This is a genomic window from Microbacterium sp. JZ31 (assembly GCF_016805985.1).
Classification (GTDB): Bacteria; Actinomycetota; Actinomycetes; order Actinomycetales; family Microbacteriaceae; genus Microbacterium.
Genome location: NZ_CP017661.1, coordinates 1,523,173 through 1,541,108 on the forward strand (window position 1 = coordinate 1,523,173; position 17,936 = coordinate 1,541,108).

A 17,936-nucleotide genomic window follows, 5' to 3' on the forward strand; every position below is an offset into this window, starting at 1 on the left:
GCGTCACGCTAGCGACGCTCCTTCGGGTCGGGCTTCTCGATTCCTGACCGGTCTGGTGACCGTCTTCACCACCAGCGAGGGAAGCCCGCCGAGCCCGTGCCGCGCCTCGCGCCGGTACACGCTGGGCGGCATGCCCACCAGCTCCGTGAAGCGCGAGCTGAACGTGCCGAGCGATGCGCAGCCGACCTCGAAGCACACCTCCGTGACGCTCAGGTCACCGCGTCGCAGCAGCGTCATGGCGCGCTCGATACGGCGCGTCATCAGATACCCGTACGGCGTCTCGCCGTACGCGATCTTGAACTGCCGGCTCAGGTGGCCCGCCGACATGTGCACCCCGCGGGCGAGCGCCTCGACGTCGAGGGGCTGGGCGTACTCGCGGTCCATGCGGTCGCGCACGCGCCTCAGCAGCGCGAGCTCTCGCAGGCGCGCTTCGTCGAGGTCCGTGGCCACGACACGATGGTGCCACGACCCCCGGACATCGGCCCAGGGGGAGGCGGGTCAGACCGCCGGCGCCTCGCCCTCGGCCCACTTGGGCGCCGGAGGCGCCCAGTCCTCGAGCACCCGGATGAGCTCGCGCGGCGTCGTCGCGACCAGCAGCGAGTCGCGGAAGGAGCCGGCGACGAAGCCCTCCTCGACCATCCGGTCGAGCATGGTGAGCATCGGCCGCCAGAAGCCGCGCACGTCGTACAGCGCCACGGGCTTGCGATGGATGCCGAGCTGCAGCCACGTCCAGACCTCGAAGAACTCCTCGAGCGTGCCGATCCCGCCGGGAAGCGCGACGAATGCGTCGCCGAGATCGGCCATCCGCATCTTGCGCGCGTGCATGTCGGGGACGATCTCGAACGTCGTGAGCCCCGTGTGAGCGATCTCCTTGTCCACGAGCGCCTCGGGCATGACGCCGTGCACCTCGCCGCCGGCCTCGCTGGCCGCGGTCGACACGGCGCCCATGAGCCCGACGTTGCCCCCGCCGTACACGACCGCGATGCCGCGGGCCGCGAGCGCCTGCCCGACGTCGACCGCGGCGCGGGCGTAAGCGGGATCGGTCCCGGCGGACGATCCCGTGAACACCGTGATGCGGCGGATGGGTCCGGTGGCGGGGGCGTCGGGCGTGGTGGTCATGTTCCCCAGCCTACGGACGACATAGGTTGAGAGAGTGACCTCCCCCGCCCCGTATCTGCGTTACCCCCATGTCCACGCGGACCTCGTCACCTTCGTCGCCGCGGACGACATCTGGATCGCGCCGCTCGCCGGCGGCCGCGCCTGGCGGGTCACGAGCGACACGGCGCCCGTGCGGCAGCCCCGCTTCTCGCCCGACGGCGCCCGCATCGCATTCGTGTCGCACCGGGACGGGCATCCCGAGGTGATGGTCGCCGAAGTCGACTCCGGTGCGGTCCGCCGCCTCACGCACTGGGGGGCGCAGGCCACGAGCGTGCTCGGCTGGACCGCGGACGGGCGGATCATCGTGGCCTCCAACGCCGGCGAGGCGAACATCCGCCACACGGTCGTCAGGTTCCTGTCGCCGGACGGCGCGTGGGAGCGGCCCGAGATCGGCATGGCGTCCGGCATCGCGCTGCGGGAGGACGGCGCAATCGCCCTCGCGACGCCGTGGAGCCGGCCGCCCGCGCACTGGAAGCGCTACCGCGGCGGCACGGCGCCGCGCCTGTGGCTCGACCGCGCCGGCAGCGGGGATTGGGAGCAGCTGCTCGCGGACGACGCCGCCTCGATCACGGATCCGCTGTGGCTGAGCGACGCGCTCGTGTTCACGTCGGATCGCGCCGCGAGGTTCCCGGATCGCGCCGACGAGCAGGCGAATCTGTGGATCTGGGACGCGCCCGGCGAGGGCGAGCCCCGGATCCTCACGCGGCAGAGCGCCGACGACGGCTACGTGCGCGACGCGACCACCGACGGCACGCGCATCGTGTGGCACAGCCGCGGGAGCATCCGGATCCTCGACGCGCTCGACGCCGAGCCGCGCACGATCGACATCACGCTGCCCGGCAGCCAGCCCGAGCCGCTCGTCCTCGCCGGCGAGCGGCGCCTGGATGCCTTCGCGCCGGATCACGACGCATCCGGCAGCCTCGTGACCTGGCGCGGCAAGGCGTTCTGGCTCGCCCACCGCGAGGGTCCGGCGCGCGCGCTCCGCGCCGACTCCGGCGTCCGCGCGCGCGAGCCGATCGTGCTCGGCCGCACCGGGTTCGGCGCCGTCGTGAGCGATGCGGACGGCGAGGACGGCATCGACATCCTCGCTCTGGACGGCGCGCAGGCGCCACGGCGGATCCTGTCGGGCGAGGTCGGGCGGATCCTGCACCTCGCGGCCGCTCCCGCCGGTGACCGGATCGCCGCCATCTCGCACGACGGCGTCATCCGGCTCATCGAGGTGGCCAGCGGAGAGGCGCGCGAGCTCGGCCGCTCGTCGCACGGCGAGGCGCGCACCCCGCGCTTCTCACCCGACGGGCGCTACCTGGTGTGGTCGCAGCCGAGCACCGCGGACAACGAGCTCCACGCCTTGTGGATTGCCGATACCCGCGGCGAGGGGGCCGTGCGGCTCACCACGGGCCAGTACCACGACCGCTCCCCCGACTTCACGCGCGACGGCAAGCACCTCGTGTTCCTGTCGGATCGGACGTTCGACCCGCACTACAACGCGCACGCCTTCGATCTCGCCTTCACCGGCGCGACGCGGCCGTGGCTCATCCCTCTGTCGGCGACCGAGCCGGCTCCGTTCGGGCCGAGCGCGGACGGGTGGCCGGTCTCCCCCGCGCCCTCGGCGGCGGACGACGAGACGGTGACCTGCCCCGAGCTCGACGCCGACGGCGCCGAGGAGCGCATCGTGCCGTTCCCGGTGCCTTCCGCCGAGTACCGCGAACTGCGCTGTGCGGACGGCGGGGTGCTCTGGATCGACGTGCACCGCGAACAGGGCGTGCTCGGATCGCGTCGCGCGGGTGTCAAGGAGGAAGCCGCTCCGGACACACTGGAGCGCTGGTCGTTCGAGGAGCGCAAGGCCGAGACGATCGTCGAGGCCGTCGACGGCTTCGCGGTCTCGGGCGACGGGCAGCGCCTCGTCGTGCGGCGCAAGGACGAGGTCACCGTCGTGCCCGCGAACCGGCCGGCGAAGGACGATGCCGTCGCGGTCGACCTCGGCCGGCTGCGCTTCTCGGTGGATCAGCGCGCCGAGTGGCGGCAGATGTTCGACGAGAACGCCCGCATCATGCGCGACCACTTCTGGCGGGCGGACATGGACGGCGTCGACTGGGACGGCGTCGTGCGTCGCTGGCGCCCCGTGGTCGACACGGCCGTGACCCACGACGACGTCGTCGACATCCTGTGGGAGACCGTCGGCGAGCTCAACACCTCGCACGCCTACGTGAACCCTGCCGATCCGCTCGGCGATCAGTCACGCCGCCTGGGCTTCCTCGGAGCGGATCTCTCCCCCGCCGCCGACGGCTGGCGCATCGACCGGATCCTGCCGGGAGAGTCCAGCGAGCCGAAGGCGCGTTCTCCCCTGCGTCAGGCGGGCGTGGGAGCGCGCGAGGGCGACCTCATCGTCGCCATGGACGGCGCGCCGGTCGACCCGGTCGCGGGCCCCGCGGCCGGCCTGATCGGGGCGGCGGACAAGCCCGTCGAGCTGACTCTGCGCCGCGACGGCGAGGAGGACCGCCGCGTCGTGGTCGTGCCGCTTCCGGACGAGGAGGTGCTGCGCTACCAGGACTGGGTGCGCTCGCGTCGCGCGTACGTCTCGGAGCGCAGCGGCGGCCGCGTCGGCTACGTGCACGTCCCGGACATGCAGAGCTACGGATGGGCGCAGCTGCATCGCGACCTGCGCGTCGCGACCGAGGCCGAGGCCGTCGTCGCCGACGTGCGCTACAACCGCGGCGGCCACACGAGCCAGCTCGTCGTCGAGCGCCTCGCGTCGCGCGTGATCGCCTGGACCGCCGCGCGGCAGTTCGAGCGGATGCAGCCGGACCCGGACCGCGCGCCGCTCGGACCCGTCGTGCTCGTCGCCAACGAGTTCTCGGGATCCGACGGCGACATCGTGGGCGCCCGCGCGCAGGCGCTGGGCGTCGGGCCGGTCGTGGGTGTGCGCACGTGGGGCGGGGTGGTCGGCATCGACAGCCGCTTCGACCTCGTCGACGGCACGAAGGTCACGCAGCCGCGGTACGCGTACTGGCTGCAGGGCAAGGGCTGGGGCGTCGAGAACCACGGCGTGGATCCAGACATCGAGGTCGTGCACACCCCCGCGCAGCTGTTCCGCGACGACGATCCCCAGCTCGACCGCGCGATCGACGAGGCCGTGACGCGGCTCGCCGAGGCGCCGGCCGCCGCACCTCCCGCGCTCCCCGAGCCGAAGGTGCGTCCGGTCGTATGAGAACCGTCTCGTGATCGGCGTCCTGACCGGGTTCGCGGTCGTCGGGCTGGCGATCGTCACCGGCTTCATCGTCGCGCGCATCGACCTGCTCGGCGAGCATGCGCGATACGTCCTCAGCCGCCTGACGTTCTTCGTGCTCAACCCGTTCCTGCTGTTCGCCGTGCTGTCGGATGCGGACCTCACCCTGCTGTTCTCCGCGCTGCTGCCCGTGTCCCTGCTCGCAGCCTGTGCGATCTTCCTCCTCTACGGGCTGATCGCACGATTCGTCTGGAAGCGGTCGCTCGGCGAGATCGTGGTCGGCGCACTCGGCGCGGGATACGTCAACGGCAACAACATCGGCATCCCGATCTCCACCTATCTCCTGGGCAACGGCGCGTACGCGGCGCCCGTGATCCTCATCCAGCTCCTGCTGATCACGCCGGTCGTGCTGGCGATCCTCGACACGGTCTCGAGCGGCGGGGCCGCCGGATGGCGCGGGCTCGGTCGCGCCGTCCGCAGGACGCTGCGCAATCCGATGATCATCGGCGCGGCGCTCGGCGTGCTGGTGGCGGTGACGGGCATCGAGCTGCCGCCGATCGTGTCGGAGCCGATCGGCCTGCTGGCGGGCGCCGCCGTGCCCGTGCTGCTGCTGAGCTTCGGCATGTCGCTGCACGGACAGCGGGTGCTCACGAGCCCCGCCTCGCGCGGCGACGTCCTGCTCGCGACGGGAATGAAGCTGCTCATCATGCCCGTGGTGGCGTGGGCGCTCGGGCTGCTGTTCCAGCTGGACGCGCACGCGATGCTGGTCGTCGTCGTGCTCGCGAGCCTGCCGAGTGCGCAGAACGTCTTCAACTACGCGCAGCGCTACGGGGTCGGCGAGGTCCTCGCCCGCGACGTGGTGTTCCTCACGACGTTCGGCTGCATCCCCGTCGTGTTCGCCTCCGCCGTGATCTTCGGCGGCTGAGTCAGCCTTCGAGCGCGCGGATGAGCCGTTCGGCCTTCCAGCGCGACTCCGCGTACTCGTCGTCGGCGTCGGACTGCACGGTGATGCCGCCTCCCGTGCCGAGCACGTAGGCTCCCGATCCGTCCGTCAGCAGCGTGCGGATGATCACGCCCAGATCGGCGCGCCCGTCGCCGGCGATCCATCCCAGCGCGCCCGCGTAGGCGCCGCGCGGCGTCTGCTCGACCTCGTCGATGATCTGCATCGTCCGCAGCTTCGGCGCGCCCGTCATCGACCCGGCCGGGAAAAGCGCGCGCAGCGCGTCGATCGATGCGACGTCGGGACGCAGAACGCCGCGCACGGTGGACACGAGCTGGTGCACCGACGCGTACGACTCGACCGCCATCAGCGCCGGCACCTCGACAGACCCGACCTCGCAGACCTGCGACAGGTCGTGGCGCAGCAGATCGACGATCATGAGGTTCTCGGAACGGTACCGCTGGTCGGTGCGCAGCCGCTGCGCGGCCGCGGCGTCCTCGTCGGGTGTCGCACCGCGCGGCGTCGTGCCCTTGATCGGCTTCGTCGAGAGCTCCCGGACCGCGCCGTCCGCGTCGATGCGCGCATAGCGTTCGGGAGAGGATCCGGCGAGGAACGCCCGCGCCCCCGGCACGTCGTGATGCAGATACGCGGCGTACGGTGCCGGGTTGAGCGCCCACAGCCGCGCGAACGCGTCGAGCGGTGAGAGATCGCGGCCGACCGCCGCGCGGTATGTCAGATTCACCTCGTACGAGTTCCCGGCGTGCAGGTGCTCCTGCACCGCCGCGAACGCGACGCGGTACTCGTCGGGCGTGGGACCACCGTCGACATCGTCCGCGGCTCGGGGTGCGGTGGCGCCCGGCAGCGGCAGCCGCTCGATGTGAGACGGACGCATCCACACGGCATCCGGCAGCATGCCGTCCGGCCGCGCCGGCAGGTCCGGTCGCGCCGCATAGCCGAAGTAGCCGAACCAGCGGTCGGTCGCCGTGCCTGCCGCGAGCTCGGCCGACAGCACGGCGAAGATGTCATCGCCGACGACCTCGGCCGCTCCGTCCGCGTGGCGCGTCACCTCGCGCCGCGCGGCGTCATAGGTCAGCGACACGTCGTGCAGCTCGAGCCACGCGAGCTGCGGGCCGCCGTCGCCGGCGTGCAGCCAGACGCAGCGCCCGCTTCGCGCCGCCGCGGCGATCCGCTCGGCGGCGATCACGCGGCGTCCAGGAAGTTCCGCACGATCAGCTCACCGTGCTCGGTCAGGATCGACTCGGGATGGAACTGCACGCCGCTGATCGGCAGCACGCGGTGTGCGACGCCCATCACGAGGCCCGTGCGCTCGTCCGAGGCAGTGACGACGAGCTCGTCGGGCAGCTCCAGCGCCGCGAGCGAGTGGTATCGGATCGCGCGGAAGCCGTCGGGCACGCCGGCGAACAGGCCCGCTCCGACGTGCCGCACGGTCGCGTCGACGCCGTGGCCGGGGTCGACGCGCTCGACCCTGCCGCCGAAGGTCGTGACGATCCCCTGCATGCCCAGGCACACGCCGAGCACGGGTCGCTCCCCCGCGCGCAGCACCTCTCGCCCGACCGCGAAGTCGTGCGGATCCGCCGGATGGCCGGGGCCCGGGGACAGCACGACGTAGTCGTGCGCGAGCACCTCGCTAACCGTGCACTCATCGTGCTCGACGACGCGCGGCAGCACACCGGTCACGCGCGCGATCAGGTGCACGAGATTGCCGGTGTAGCTGTCGTGGTGATCGACGACGACCACGTCGTGTGAGGGCATCGTCCTCCCGTGCGCTCGCCTCGATGCGCCGAAGGCCCGGTCAGTCCGCGCCGAAGGCGCTCACGTCGCCCACGAGGCGCGTGTTGTCGGCGGGCACCGGGTCTACGGCGGCCTGCGCGACCTCCGCGGCGAACTCCGACACGTTGTAGAGGCGACCGGCCGACTCGCGGCGGTGCGCGATCGCGCCGGGGTTGGCGCGCTCCAGCAGCGTCGCGGTGATCGTGCCCTCGATCATGTCGCCCGACACGACCGTGAAGCCGATGCCCCGCTCCGTCAGCGACGGGATCAGCTCGCGCAGCGCGTCCTCGCCGGCGCGCTTGGACAGCGCGACGGGCTCGTACTCCGGCATGGTCGGCGTGGTGCGGATGAAGTGCGCCTGGTGGCTGGTGACGAACACGACGCGCGCGCCCTCGGACAGCAGGGGCAGCGCGGTCTGCAGCACGTTCACCTGCGCGTCGCGGTTCAGCTTCAGCGCGTAGTCCTCCGCCATGCCGGACTCCATGCCGCCCGAGGCGTTCAGGACGAGGACGTCGAGCACGCCGAACTCGTCCTTCACGGACGCGAACATCGCCTCGACCGATGCGGGGTCCGTCAGGTCGGCGCCCACGACCAGCGCGCGCACGCCGAGTTCGCGCACCTCGGCCGCGAGCTTCTCGGCGCGCGGCGCCTTGTTGCGGAAGTTGATTACGACGTCCGCGCCCGCCTGGGCGAGATAGCGGATGGTGTCGGCTCCGATGCCGCGCGACGAGCCGGTCACGAGGGCGACCTTGCCCGCAAGGGTGCCGGGGGCGATGGGCTGCGAGGGGGCGTCGGTCACGAGAAGCTCCTGGATCGGTGGACGGATCGCGCGCGTCGGATGAGATCGGACGCGTCACGGGGTCAGTTCGACAGTATCAACGGGGCGAGGAAGCGCCCTGTCGCGAGCCTCCAAGGTCGCGTCGACGGCGTTGGACGCCGCGACGTCGCGGGGCGCTGATAGTGTGCGCAGGGAGGCGGCCTCTGCGCCGCCGACCCGGCTGTGCAGGAGGGTTGCGATGGAGTTCCTCGGGTTCATCGAGCAGTGGTCATGGGTCGGATGGCTCGTGCTGATCGCCCTCTTCCTCGCCATCGAGGTCGCGGCCGGCGAGATGACGTTCCTGATGCTCGCCCTGGGGTCGACCGCAGGCATCCTGTCGGCGATCGCCGGCGCTCCCCTCTGGCTGCAGGTGATCATCGCGGCGGTCGCCGCCGTCGCGTTCCTGGGGCTGCTGCGCCCCCCGCTGCTGCGGATGCTGCGTCGAAGCTCCGATCAGGAGAAGTTCAACGTCGAGCGCCTGATCGGCCTGGGCGGCGTCGTCACCGAGACCGTCACGGCTTTCGGTGGTCGGGTCAAGCTCGTCAACGGCGACTCGTGGTCGGCCCGCGTGCAGGAGGGCACCGACCTGCCGCCGCACACCACCGTCGTCGTGCGCGCCATCCAGGGCGCCACCGCCATCGTCTCCCCCGCCACCGCCTCGTCACAGGAGAGCTGACCCATGGACGCCATCGGACCGATCCTGCTGTGGATCCTCGCCATCGCCGTCGTGATCCTGGTGATCACGATCCTCATCCAGGCGATCCGCATCGTGCCGCAGAGCGAGGCGTTCATCATCGAGCGCCTCGGCCGCTACCACCGCACGCTGTACGGCGGTCCGCACCTGCTCGTGCCGATCATCGACCGCGCGCGCTCGCGCGTGGACCTGCGCGAGCAGGTCGTGTCGTTCCCGCCGCAGCAGGTCATCACGGAGGACAACCTCTCGGTCGCGGTGGATGTCGTCGTCTACTTCCGTGTGACCGATCCCCGCGCCGCGACGTACGAGATCGCCAACTACCTCGGCGCGGTCGAGCAGCTGTCGGTCACGACCTTGCGCAACGTGATCGGCGGGCTCAACCTCGAGGAGGCGCTCGTCAGCCGCGACGTGATCAACGCAAAGCTCAGCACGACCCTCGACGAGGCGACCGGAGCGTGGGGCATCAAGGTGAGCCGCGTCGAGCTGAAGGCGATCGACCCGCCCGCCACGCTGAGCGACGCGATGGAGAAGCAGATGCGCGCGGAGCGCGACCGGCGCGCCGCCATCCTGACGGCCGAGGGCCACAAGCAGTCGCAGATCCTCGTCGCCGAGGGCGCCCGGCAGGCCGAGATCCTCAAGGCGGAGGGCGACAAGCAGGCGCAGGTGCTGCGGGCGCAGGGCGAGTCGGAGGCGATCCAGAACGTCTTCAACGCGATCCACGTGGGCGCGCCGGATGACCGGCTGCTCGCGTACCAGTACCTCCAGACGCTGCCGAAGCTCGCCGAGAGCCAGTCGAGCAAGCTCTGGATCATTCCCAGCGAGCTCACCGAGGCGCTCAAGGGCATCGCCGGCGGCTTCGGCCGCGGCACCGCTCCGACCGATCGCCCGTGACGCACCCCTACCTGCGGGGAGCGGCGCATCCGCGCGTGCTCGCCCATCGTGGTCTTGCGCTGCCCGGCCAGCATGTCGAGGAGAACTCGTTCGCGGCGATCGCCGCGGCCCACGCGGCCGGTGCGGTGTACGTCGAGTCGGACTGTCATCTGACCGCCGACGGGCACGTCGTGCTGTTCCACGACGACACGCTCCAGCGCGTGACGGGCGATCCGCGCGCTGTGGCCGAGGTCACGCTGCGCGAGCTCGAGCAGCAGATGGAGGGGCGCGGCGGGGTGGCCACACTGACGCAGGCCCTCGAGTCCTTCCCGGACACGCGGTTCAACCTCGACGTCAAGGCGGCGGGCGCGGCCATCGGCGTCGGCTGGATCGTGGCGGAGCACGCGGACCGCGTGCTCGTGACGAGCTTCTCCGACGAGCGGCGGCGGGTCGCACTGGAGGCCGCGCATCCGGCGCGGCCCGCCACGTCGCCGGGCTCGCGCACGATCGCACGGCTCGTCGCGTCGGTCGCCGCGGGTCTCCGTCCGGTCGCCATGAGGCTGCTGACCGGCTTGGACGCCCTGCAGATCCCCGAGCGCCAGGGCGCCATCAGGGTGCTGACGCCGCGCCTGATCCGCTGGGCGCACGATGCGGGCGTGGAGGTGCACGTGTGGACGATCAACGATCCTCAGCGCATGCGCGAGCTCGTCGCGATGGGCGTCGACGGCGTCGTGACGGACCGCGCCGACGTGGCGCTCGAGACCCTCACGCGCTGAGCGGGCGTCACTCGCTCATCCCGCTGGGATTCGGCTGGGAAAGGCGCCCCGGCGGCCGTGGTTCGGATGATGTGCACAGGCGAGGGCGTTATACCTGACACCTGACGAGAGGACCACACATGGCAGATCGCAGCCTTCGCGGAATCCGACTCGGCGCCCAGAGCCTCCAGAGCGAGGAGGGCGTCGTCTTCATGGAGCGCACCCAGTACACGTACCACTGCGCCTCGTGCGACCGTGACACCACGCTCACCTTCGCTGCCGATGCCGAGGCTCCCGAGACCTGGGAGTGCCGTGGCTGCGGTGGCGAGGCGCTGCTGAAGGTCGACGGCGGCACCGTCGAGGTCGACCACAGCGGTGACAAGGCGCCCCGCACGCACTGGGACATGCTGCTCGAGCGCCGCACCCTTCCGGAGCTCGAGGAGATCCTCGCGGAGCGTCTCGAGTTCGTCCGCGCCCGTCGCGGCGGCGCCGAGGACACGCGCGCGAAGTCGGCCTGAGCCGATTCCCCCACGACGACGCCGGCCCTTCGGGGTCGGCGTCTTTCGTCGTTCGCGCCCGCCGCTGCGGCTCGTCCCGGTGTGCATGAGCACGCCCCGCGCTCCAATAGGCTGAGCGCATGGCGAACAGCGTGGAACGGGCCGTCGGCATCGACATCGGCGGCACCGGCATGAAGGCCGGGATCGTGGATCTCGTCAAGGGCGAACTGGCCAGCGACCGCGTGCGGATCCCGACCCCCGACGGCGCGAAGCCGAAGGACGTCCTGGCGACCGTCAAGGAGCTGATCGACAAGCTCGGACCGGACGCCGCCGACCTCTCGGTGGGGATCTGCTTCCCGACGATCGTGAAGAACGGACGGACGCTGTCCGCGGCCAACGTGTCGAAGAAGTGGCTCGACTTCGAGGCCGACGCGTTCTTCGAGAAGGGACTGGGCAAGCCCATCCACTTCGTCAACGACGCGGATGCCGCGGGCCTCGCGGAGCTGCGCTTCGGCGGCGCGAAGGACCAGCCCGGTCTCACCATCCTCACCACGCTCGGCACCGGCATCGGCGGCGCGCTGCTGTTCGACGGCAAGCTCGTGCCCAACGCGGAGCTCGGTCACCTGCAGTGGAACGGCGACTCGATCGAGAAGTACGCCGCGACCTCGGCGCGCGAGCGCGAGAACCTGTCGTGGGAGGAGTGGGCGGGTCGCCTGCAGGAGTTCTACAACCACCTCGAGTTCCTCTTCTCCCCCGACCTGATCCTCGTGGGCGGCGGCGTCTCGAAGAACCCCGAGAAGTTCCTTCCCCTGATCAAGACGCGCGCGGACCTGCGCGTCGCCACGCACGCGAACAACGCGGGCATCATCGGCGCGGCCTCCCTCGCCCTCTGACCTCGAACGCGCAAGCGCCCGGATCGTGGGGATCCGGGCGCTTGCGCGTCGTGGGACGTGGCCGACTACTCGTCCGAGTGGTGCCGCGAGCGACGCCCCGACTTCGCGATGCCACGGCTGATCATGTAGGCCACGGCCAGGATGGTGACGTACAGCCAGGCCTTGTCGGCGCCGAACCCCTGGGCGTCCTCGTCGTTGTCGACGACGGCCGCGGCGATCAGCACGGCGAGCGAGACGACGACGAACACGATGAACTCGGTCGTGAGGAACGTCGGCTTGCCCTGCTGCCAGCGTCGCGGAGCGCCGTGGGTGTTGGGATACGCGTTCTGCCCCGGGTGCGGGAACGAGCCGGCTCCGGACTGATTCGGATATCCGGGGCCCGGCGGGTTCGACGGGGCGGTCGAATACGGGTTGCCGCCCGGATTGGCCGGGTACGAGTTGGAATCCGGGTTGTTCGGGTACGAGTTCGGGTCCGGGTTGCCCGAGGGGACGTTCGACATGGCGGTCCTCCTTTTCGGTCGTCATAGCCTTCGATCTCCACTGGAGACTTCGGATTCCGACCGTACGTGCTCGAGCGGGTGCGTCTCCCAGGCTTGACAGGGCCCGATCATCATGCGGTATGTGCGGCCGGTGGCTCCGAGCCCGGGAGCCGATGCGCGCCGATCCACGCCCGAACCACGGCGCAGATGCGCGTCGGAGGGTCCCTGGTCAGAGGCGGCTGGACGAATGGGCCGGCCTGTACGCCGGGTTCTGTTCGGGGGCTCGCGCCCCGTCGACGACCATCTCTCTCGGCGGCACGTTGCCGTGACGCTCTAGCGACCTACCCGGGGACTCGGCGAGCCGCGTCATCATCCCCTGTCTGGTCTTGCTCCGGGCGAGGTTTACCGAGCGGGTCGCGTCACCGCGACCCCTGGTGGTCTCTTACACCACCGTTTCACCCTTACCGGCCTCCCTTGCGGGCGCCGGCGGTCTGCTTTCTGTGGCACTGTCTCGCGGATCACTCCGGGTGGGTGTTACCCACCGCCCTGCCCTGTGGAGCCCGGACGTTCCTCGGCGCGCGACGGCGAGCCGCCCGCGACGCGGTCGTCCGGCCGACCCATTCGCAGCGTCCAGTCTACGGTGCGCAGATGACCGCTCACTTGGCGGCGCTGTCCGAGATCCGCAGGTCCAGCGGGAACTCGATCGGGAACGAACCGAACAGCAGCCGGCCCGCGGCTTCTGCCGAGTCGCGCAGCGCCTGCGCCGCGGCCTCCGCCTGTTCGGCGGGCGCGTGCACGATGACCTCGTCATGGAGGAAGAACGCCAGGTGCGCGCGCCGGGCGAAGGCGGCTCCGGATCGCGGCGCGGCGGCCGCCGGATCGACCGCGGGCAGTCGGGCGAGGCGCAGGCGCAGATCGGCGAGCCACGCGAGCGCCCACTCGGCGGCCGTTCCCTGCACCACGAAGTTGCGCGTGAACCGGCCGCGGTCCCGGGCTATGCGGCGTGCGCGCGTCTCGTCCGCGGCGGACGCGCCCGCGCGGGCCTGGGCCGTCCGCCAGAGCTCGTCCGGGCCCGGCGAGGTGCGCCCGAGCCACGTCGCGACGGTGCCGCCCGCCTCGCCCGTGCGCGCAGCCGCGTCGACCAGGGCCATGGCGCGCGGATAGACCTTGCGCAGCCGCGGCACGAGCCGGCCCGACTCTCCGCTCGTGGCGCCGTACATCGCGCCGAGCATCGCCCCCTTGGCCTCGGCGCGCGTCGCCACCGCGCCGTCCGCCACGATGCCCGCATACAGATCCCGCCCGCGCGCGGCTTCGGCCATCCGGTCGTCGCGCGCCATCGCGGCCAGCACGCGCGGCTCGAGCTGGGCGACGTCGGCGCCCACGATGCGCCACCCCGGATCGGCGCGCAGCGCCTCGCGCAGCTGCCGCGGCAGCTGCAGGGCCCCGCCACCGGAGGACGCCCACCGCCCCGTGACGACGCCGCCGGGGACGTACACCGGTCGGAAGCGACCGTCGTGCACCCACTCGTCGAGCCACGTCCAGCCGTTCGCCGACAGCAGGCGCGACAGGCGCTTGTACTCCAGCAGCGGCGCGATCGCGGGATGGTCGACCCGCGACAGCTCCCACTTGCTCGTCGACTCCACGAGGATCCCCGCGTTGTGCAGGGCCCGCAGCAGCCGGGGCTGCGAGTCCAGGGGAACGGCGGGATCCTCGAGCGCCTCCCGCACCTCCTCGGCCAGACGCGCCATCTTCGCGGGAACGCCGCCCGCCACCCGAGTACCCAGCATGTCGGTCAGGATCGCGCGGTGATGGTCGGCGTCCCACGGCACACCCGCGACGCGCATCTCGGCGGCGACGAGTGCGCCGGCCGATTCGGCGGCGAGCAGCAGGCGCATGCGCCCGGGATCCGTCGCGAGCGGCGCTGCCGCGTCCTGCCGCTCCAGCTCGGCGATCACCTCGCGGATGTCATCGCGTCCGCGTGCGGGGCCGGACGACTCGAGAGAGAACAGGGTGTCGCCGCCCGCCGACACCTCATCCGGCGCGTCCGCGTCCCACGCGGTCGCGGCGCGGAGGGCGGCAGCCCCCGGCACCGCGTCGCGCAGGATCGCATGGCTCAGGCGCAGATCGTGGCAGCGGGCCACGCGCACGCCGGAGCCGAGCAGGCGCGGGTACCAGTCGGCCGTGCTCGACCACACCCAGCGGATGCCGCGGCCGCTCGCCGCTCTCTCCGCCTCGCGTCCGGCGACCCAGGCGGGGAACTCCGCCGCCGTGAGGGGGCGGCGTCCGACCTCCCCGTCGCTGTCGAGGACGATCGCGACGATGCCGCCGTCCGCCGCATGCCCGAGAGCGATGCGCTCGGCGTCGGCCCACGGAGACTGTTCGGCGAGAGGCGCGGCGTCGGACCCCCGCGCCGGGCCGTCAGAGGAGGAGGTCACCGCCCGCGGCCTCGGGGGCCGCGACGGCCGCCTGCGGGGCGTGGAGGTCGCGGCGGAAGCTCGCCTGAGCGTCCATGGACTCGTTCGCCGCCGCATCCGCCAGCTTGTTGTCGGCCCGCGGCACCCATTCGAACGTGACCGTTCGTCCGGCGATCAGGTCCTGCGCGCGGCGGGCGAGCATCTGCATGTCCGGGTGCTTGATCTTCCAGCGCCCGGTCATCTGCTCGACGACGAGCTTGGAGTCCATGCGCACGTGGACCTCCGACGGGTCGCGCTCGAGCGCCGCCTGGAGGCCCGCGATCATGCCGTTGTACTCGGCGACGTTGTTCGAGGCGATGCCGACGTACACGCCCAGCTCGCTCAGCACGCTGCCCGTCGCGGGGTCGATCACGACGGCCCCGCCGGCCGCGACGCCAGGGTTCCCCCGTGATCCGCCGTCGGCCTCGACGATCAGCGCTCCGGTCACAGGCCGGACTCCGCGGTGCGCACGAGGATCCCGCCGCACTCGGGCACAGCGCCACCTCGTCGGCGGGAGTCGAGCGCAGCGCCTGCAGATCGCTCGGCGAGAGCGTCATGTTGCACGAGCCGCACATGCCCCGCGTGAACAGTGCGGCGCCCGTCCCGCGCTGGGCGAGGCGGTCGTACATCGCCAGGAGGTCGGCCGGGATGCGGCCGGCGATGGCGGCGCGGTCGCGCGAGAGGCTGTCGGCGTCGCCGGTCGCCTTGGCGACCAGCTCCTTCGCCTCCGCGCTCAGACGCTGCCCCTCGGAGGTCGTCACGTCCATGAGCGCCTGCTGCTCAGCGACCGCCGCGTCGGCGGCCTCGAGCTTCTCCATGATCTCGAGCTCGGCGTCCTCCAGCGTGCCGCGACGCCGGTCGAGCGACGCGATCTCGTGCTCGAGGCCCTGGGCGTCCTTCGGGTTCGTCACGGAGTTCAGGCGCTCGGCGTCACGCGCGCGGCGGGCGGTCACGACCTCGACGTCGGCCTCGATGCGCTTCAGCTCCGCGCGCAGGTCGTCACGTGCGCCCGCCCGCGCGGCGAGCTCGCGACCGAGCTCGGTGCGCCGGGCGATCAGCTCCTGAACCCGCGCGGCCTGCGGCGGATTCCTGCGCGCGGCCTCGGCCTGTGCGAGGCGACGGTCGATGTCGGCGACGTCGAGCAGGAGCAGCTGGTCGGCAGGGCTTGCTTTCACCCCTCCAACCTACCGCGCGGCCTCGCGGCGCACGGGCCCGGCGGGCGCTGCGCGTGCCTCATCCGGCGTGGATCCGCAAGCCCCGTGCACCGCGCGATCCGCCGCCGTAGCGTCGGCATCGTTGCCAGCAGCTGCCCCGATGGAGGATCGGATGACCCGTTTCGGATACACCCTCATGACCGAGCAGAGCGGGCCGCGTGAGCTCGTGCGCTACGCCCAGCGAGCGGAGGAGGTCGGCTTCGACTTCGAGGTCTCGAGCGACCACTACTCCCCCTGGCTGACGACCCAGGGGCACGCACCGTATGCGTGGAGCCTCCTCGGCGCGGTCGCGGCGGTCACCTCCCGCGTCGATCTCATGACCTACGTGACGTGCCCCACGATCCGCTATCACCCGGCGGTCGTGGCGCAGAAGGCCGCCACCATGCAGCTGCTGTCGGAGGGGCGCTTCACGCTCGGCCTGGGCTCCGGCGAGAGTCTCAACGAGCACGTGGTCGGCGAGGGCTGGCCGGGGGTCGACCAGCGCCAGGAGATGCTCGTCGAGGCGATCGAGATCATCCGCGCTCTCCACACCGGCGACCTCGTGACGTACGACGGCGCCTACTTCCGCGTCGACTCCGCCCGCGTGTGGGATGCGCCCGAGGGAGGCGTGCCGATCGGCGTCGCCGTGTCGGGCGAGAGCTCGCTGTCGCGCCTCGCGCCGCTCGGCGACCACCTCATCGCGGTGCAGCCGGAGGCCGACCTCCTGAGCGGATGGGAAGAGCACCACGAGGGCGGCGGATCCCGCAAGATCGGCCAGGTGCCGATCAGCTGGGACCCGGACAAGGACACCGCCATCCAGCGCGCGCACGAGGAGTTCCGCTGGTTCGCCGGGGGCTGGAAGGTCAACGCGGATCTGCCGACGCCCGCGGGCTTCGCGGCCGCGTCGCAGTTCGTGCGTCCCGAGGACGTCGCGGCGTCGATCCCCTGCGGACCGGACCTGGACGAGCTCGCAGAGGGGGTGCGTCCGTTCCTCGACGCCGGCTTCACGGACGTGGCGATCGTCCAGATCGGCGACGCCCGGCAGCAGGAGTTCCTCGACCAGGTCGCCGAGCCGCTCCTTGAGCGCCTGCGCGCGCTCTGAGCCGGCGCACGACGGTACAGGCGGCGGTGCCCGGCCCATTCGGGTCGGGCACCGCCGTCGCGCGTGCGGCGGCGGAACGCAAAGCGGTGGGCCCTGCCGGGATCGAACCGACGACATCCACGGTGTAAACGTGGCGCTCTACCAGCTGAGCTAAAGGCCCTTCCCTCCGATCCTACGGGCGGACCGGCTGCGCCGCGGCGGGGTCGCGCGCCGCGGAACAGTCTTCGTCGACGGAGACCTCGTCACCGACCCGGATGACGCCCGCGCGCTCGACAGGCAGCAGCAGGATGCCGAGGGTCGGCTCGCGCTGGCCGATCCGGCCCGTCAGCGTCGGCAGCAGCCGCGCGTCGCGCTCCCCGGTGTCGGGGTTCGCATGGATCGCCAGACACCGCACGATCGGCTTCTGCGCCTCGAACGCGACCTCGCCGATCCGGATGCGCCCGACCCAGTCCAGCTCGCTCCAGGCGTCCAGACCGTCGACGACGATGTTCGAGCGGAAGCGGCGATCGTCGACCGGCGCGCCGACGAGTGCGTCGAGGGCCGCCACGGAGGCGGTGCTGTGCAGGGACACGTAACCGCGCGGGCGGTCCTGGAACCGCGGCACGACGCCATCCCCGACGAGCTCGAGCGGGAGGCGGCCGACCGCCCGCAGGCGTCGCGCATCAGGCGTCCCCGCCACATACGACGCCATCGCATCCGCGATCCGCCGGCGTCCGGCCGGGTCCAAGCCCTCCTCGACGAGCACCTCGCCGTCGATCGTCATCCGCAGCCGCACACCGTCCCAGTCCGTGCGGATGCGTGCCAGCGCCGGGAAGTCCATGAGCGACAGGCCACGGCTCTTCGCCCAGTAGTCGAGGCCGTCCCGCTCGTCCGGGCGGGCGGCGTCCGCGAACCGGAACGCCAGCACGCGGTCGCCCTCGATCCGGCCGTCGTCCCTCACCGTGAGCGCATCGCGGGCCTGCGGCGTGAAGCCCTTGACGGGGTAGTGATACAAGGCTTTCACGATCGGCACGGATCCATCCTGCCCCGTCAGAGGGGACTAGGCTGATGGGCGATCACGCGTGCGCT

At 71.9% G+C, this 17,936-nt stretch carries 17 protein-coding genes, 1 tRNA gene, 1 other RNA gene and 1 pseudogene; 8 read left to right on the forward strand and 12 right to left on the reverse strand.

Going from position 1 to position 17,936, the window contains the following annotated elements; translation table 11 throughout:
* Positions 1 to 3 precede the first annotated feature (3 nt).
* Both BJP60_RS07260 and BJP60_RS07265 read right to left on the reverse strand, forming a co-directional pair.
* Entirely contained in the window at positions 4 to 450 is a 447-nt protein-coding gene (locus BJP60_RS07260; RefSeq protein WP_238439615.1) for a helix-turn-helix transcriptional regulator, read from the reverse strand.
* Between the two features lie 48 nt (positions 451 to 498).
* Entirely contained in the window at positions 499 to 1,119 is a 621-nt protein-coding gene (locus BJP60_RS07265; protein WP_203138641.1) for a TIGR00730 family Rossman fold protein, read from the reverse strand.
* A gap of 34 nt (positions 1,120 to 1,153) precedes the next feature.
* Here BJP60_RS07265 and BJP60_RS07270 point away from each other — a divergent pair, with 34 nt between their 5' ends.
* Positions 1,154 to 4,366 carry a S41 family peptidase gene (locus BJP60_RS07270; protein ID WP_203138643.1) on the forward strand — a complete coding sequence of 1,071 codons (3,213 nt, stop codon included), beginning with the start codon at positions 1,154 to 1,156 and terminating at the stop codon, positions 4,364 to 4,366.
* A 10-nt stretch (positions 4,367 to 4,376) separates the two neighbouring features.
* The gene (locus tag BJP60_RS07275) at positions 4,377 to 5,309 is read left to right on the forward strand and encodes an AEC family transporter (RefSeq protein ID WP_203138645.1); all 933 of its coding nucleotides are present in this window, start codon (positions 4,377 to 4,379) and stop codon (positions 5,307 to 5,309) included.
* 1 nt (position 5,310) lies between these two features.
* On the opposite strand, the gene BJP60_RS07280 is transcribed toward BJP60_RS07275, so the two are convergent.
* Genes BJP60_RS07280 through BJP60_RS07290 form a run of 3 tightly spaced genes read right to left on the reverse strand, consistent with a single transcriptional unit; the run spans position 5,311 to position 7,914 of the window.
* Complete coding sequence (locus tag BJP60_RS07280; protein WP_203138647.1) at positions 5,311 to 6,528, reverse strand: anthranilate synthase component I family protein; 1,218 nt, start codon at positions 6,526 to 6,528, stop codon at positions 5,311 to 5,313.
* Positions 6,525 to 7,097: an anthranilate synthase component II gene (locus BJP60_RS07285; protein ID WP_203138648.1), complete on the reverse strand. Its 573-nt coding sequence runs from the start codon at positions 7,095 to 7,097 to the stop codon at positions 6,525 to 6,527. The genes BJP60_RS07280 and BJP60_RS07285 overlap by 4 nt, the downstream gene beginning before the upstream one ends.
* A 40-nt stretch (positions 7,098 to 7,137) precedes the next feature.
* On the reverse strand, positions 7,138 to 7,914 hold the full coding sequence (locus BJP60_RS07290; protein WP_203138649.1) for an SDR family oxidoreductase: 777 nt from the start codon (positions 7,912 to 7,914) through the stop codon (positions 7,138 to 7,140).
* A gap of 217 nt (positions 7,915 to 8,131) precedes the next feature.
* Between BJP60_RS07290 and BJP60_RS07295 the strand changes: the two genes are divergently transcribed.
* From BJP60_RS07295 to ppgK, 5 genes are all read left to right on the forward strand, one after another.
* Positions 8,132 to 8,608: an NfeD family protein gene (locus tag BJP60_RS07295; protein ID WP_203138650.1), complete on the forward strand. Its 477-nt coding sequence runs from the start codon at positions 8,132 to 8,134 to the stop codon at positions 8,606 to 8,608.
* 3 nt (positions 8,609 to 8,611) lie between these two features.
* Positions 8,612 to 9,517 (forward strand): SPFH domain-containing protein, encoded by a 906-nt coding sequence (locus tag BJP60_RS07300; protein ID WP_203138651.1) that lies wholly within the window; start codon positions 8,612 to 8,614, stop codon positions 9,515 to 9,517.
* Positions 9,514 to 10,272 carry a glycerophosphodiester phosphodiesterase family protein gene (locus BJP60_RS07305; protein WP_203138652.1) on the forward strand — a complete coding sequence of 253 codons (759 nt, stop codon included), beginning with the start codon at positions 9,514 to 9,516 and terminating at the stop codon, positions 10,270 to 10,272. Before BJP60_RS07300 ends, BJP60_RS07305 begins: the two co-directional genes overlap by 4 nt.
* Before the next feature lie 119 nt (positions 10,273 to 10,391).
* Positions 10,392 to 10,769, forward strand: coding sequence for an RNA polymerase-binding protein RbpA (locus BJP60_RS07310; RefSeq protein ID WP_203138653.1), 378 nt, complete (start codon positions 10,392 to 10,394; stop codon positions 10,767 to 10,769).
* A 119-nt stretch (positions 10,770 to 10,888) separates the two neighbouring features.
* Entirely contained in the window at positions 10,889 to 11,641 is a 753-nt protein-coding gene (gene ppgK, locus BJP60_RS07315) for a polyphosphate--glucose phosphotransferase (protein ID WP_203138654.1), read from the forward strand.
* 65 nt (positions 11,642 to 11,706) lie between these two features.
* Here ppgK and BJP60_RS07320 read toward each other — a convergent pair whose 3' ends face one another.
* The 5 genes and pseudogenes from BJP60_RS07320 to BJP60_RS15555 all read right to left on the reverse strand — a co-directional run.
* Complete coding sequence (locus tag BJP60_RS07320) at positions 11,707 to 12,141, reverse strand: hypothetical protein (RefSeq protein WP_203138655.1); 435 nt, start codon at positions 12,139 to 12,141, stop codon at positions 11,707 to 11,709.
* 223 nt (positions 12,142 to 12,364) lie between these two features.
* An RNA gene (gene rnpB / locus BJP60_RS07325) (RNase P RNA component class A) lies at positions 12,365 to 12,740 on the reverse strand.
* Between the two features lie 36 nt (positions 12,741 to 12,776).
* Positions 12,777 to 14,471, reverse strand: coding sequence for a bifunctional 3'-5' exonuclease/DNA polymerase (locus BJP60_RS07330; protein ID WP_442923419.1), 1,695 nt, complete (start codon positions 14,469 to 14,471; stop codon positions 12,777 to 12,779).
* Between the two features lie 67 nt (positions 14,472 to 14,538).
* Positions 14,539 to 15,021, reverse strand: coding sequence for a reverse transcriptase-like protein (locus BJP60_RS07335; RefSeq protein ID WP_203138659.1), 483 nt, complete (start codon positions 15,019 to 15,021; stop codon positions 14,539 to 14,541).
* A 217-nt stretch (positions 15,022 to 15,238) separates the two neighbouring features.
* A pseudogene (locus tag BJP60_RS15555) lies at positions 15,239 to 15,748 on the reverse strand (zinc ribbon domain-containing protein); the annotation flags it as partial.
* Positions 15,749 to 15,899: 151 nt separating this feature from the next.
* Between BJP60_RS15555 and BJP60_RS07345 the strand changes: the two are divergent.
* The gene (locus tag BJP60_RS07345; RefSeq protein WP_203138663.1) at positions 15,900 to 16,868 is read left to right on the forward strand and encodes an LLM class F420-dependent oxidoreductase; all 969 of its coding nucleotides are present in this window, start codon (positions 15,900 to 15,902) and stop codon (positions 16,866 to 16,868) included.
* An 87-nt stretch (positions 16,869 to 16,955) separates the two neighbouring features.
* Here BJP60_RS07345 and BJP60_RS07350 read toward each other — a convergent pair.
* Together BJP60_RS07350 and BJP60_RS07355 are read right to left on the reverse strand one after the other, a co-directional pair.
* Positions 16,956 to 17,028 (reverse strand) — tRNA-Val (locus BJP60_RS07350).
* Positions 17,029 to 17,040: 12 nt separating this feature from the next.
* The gene (locus BJP60_RS07355; protein WP_203138665.1) at positions 17,041 to 17,880 is read right to left on the reverse strand and encodes an MOSC domain-containing protein; all 840 of its coding nucleotides are present in this window, start codon (positions 17,878 to 17,880) and stop codon (positions 17,041 to 17,043) included.
* Positions 17,881 to 17,936: the final 56 nt, after the last annotated feature.

Coding starts and splice junctions, on each gene's coding strand:
- BJP60_RS07265 (WP_203138641.1), bottom strand. CDS start 1,119: ATGACCACCACGCCCGACGCCCCCGCCACCGGACCCATCCGCCGCATC.
- BJP60_RS07285 (WP_203138648.1), bottom strand. CDS start 7,097: ATGCCCTCACACGACGTGGTCGTCGTCGATCACCACGACAGCTACACC.
- BJP60_RS07295 (WP_203138650.1), top strand. CDS start 8,132: ATGGAGTTCCTCGGGTTCATCGAGCAGTGGTCATGGGTCGGATGGCTC.
- BJP60_RS07300 (WP_203138651.1), top strand. CDS start 8,612: ATGGACGCCATCGGACCGATCCTGCTGTGGATCCTCGCCATCGCCGTC.
- BJP60_RS07310 (WP_203138653.1), top strand. CDS start 10,392: ATGGCAGATCGCAGCCTTCGCGGAATCCGACTCGGCGCCCAGAGCCTC.
- ppgK (WP_203138654.1), top strand. CDS start 10,889: ATGGCGAACAGCGTGGAACGGGCCGTCGGCATCGACATCGGCGGCACC.
- BJP60_RS07320 (WP_203138655.1), bottom strand. CDS start 12,141: ATGTCGAACGTCCCCTCGGGCAACCCGGACCCGAACTCGTACCCGAAC.
- BJP60_RS07345 (WP_203138663.1), top strand. CDS start 15,900: ATGACCCGTTTCGGATACACCCTCATGACCGAGCAGAGCGGGCCGCGT.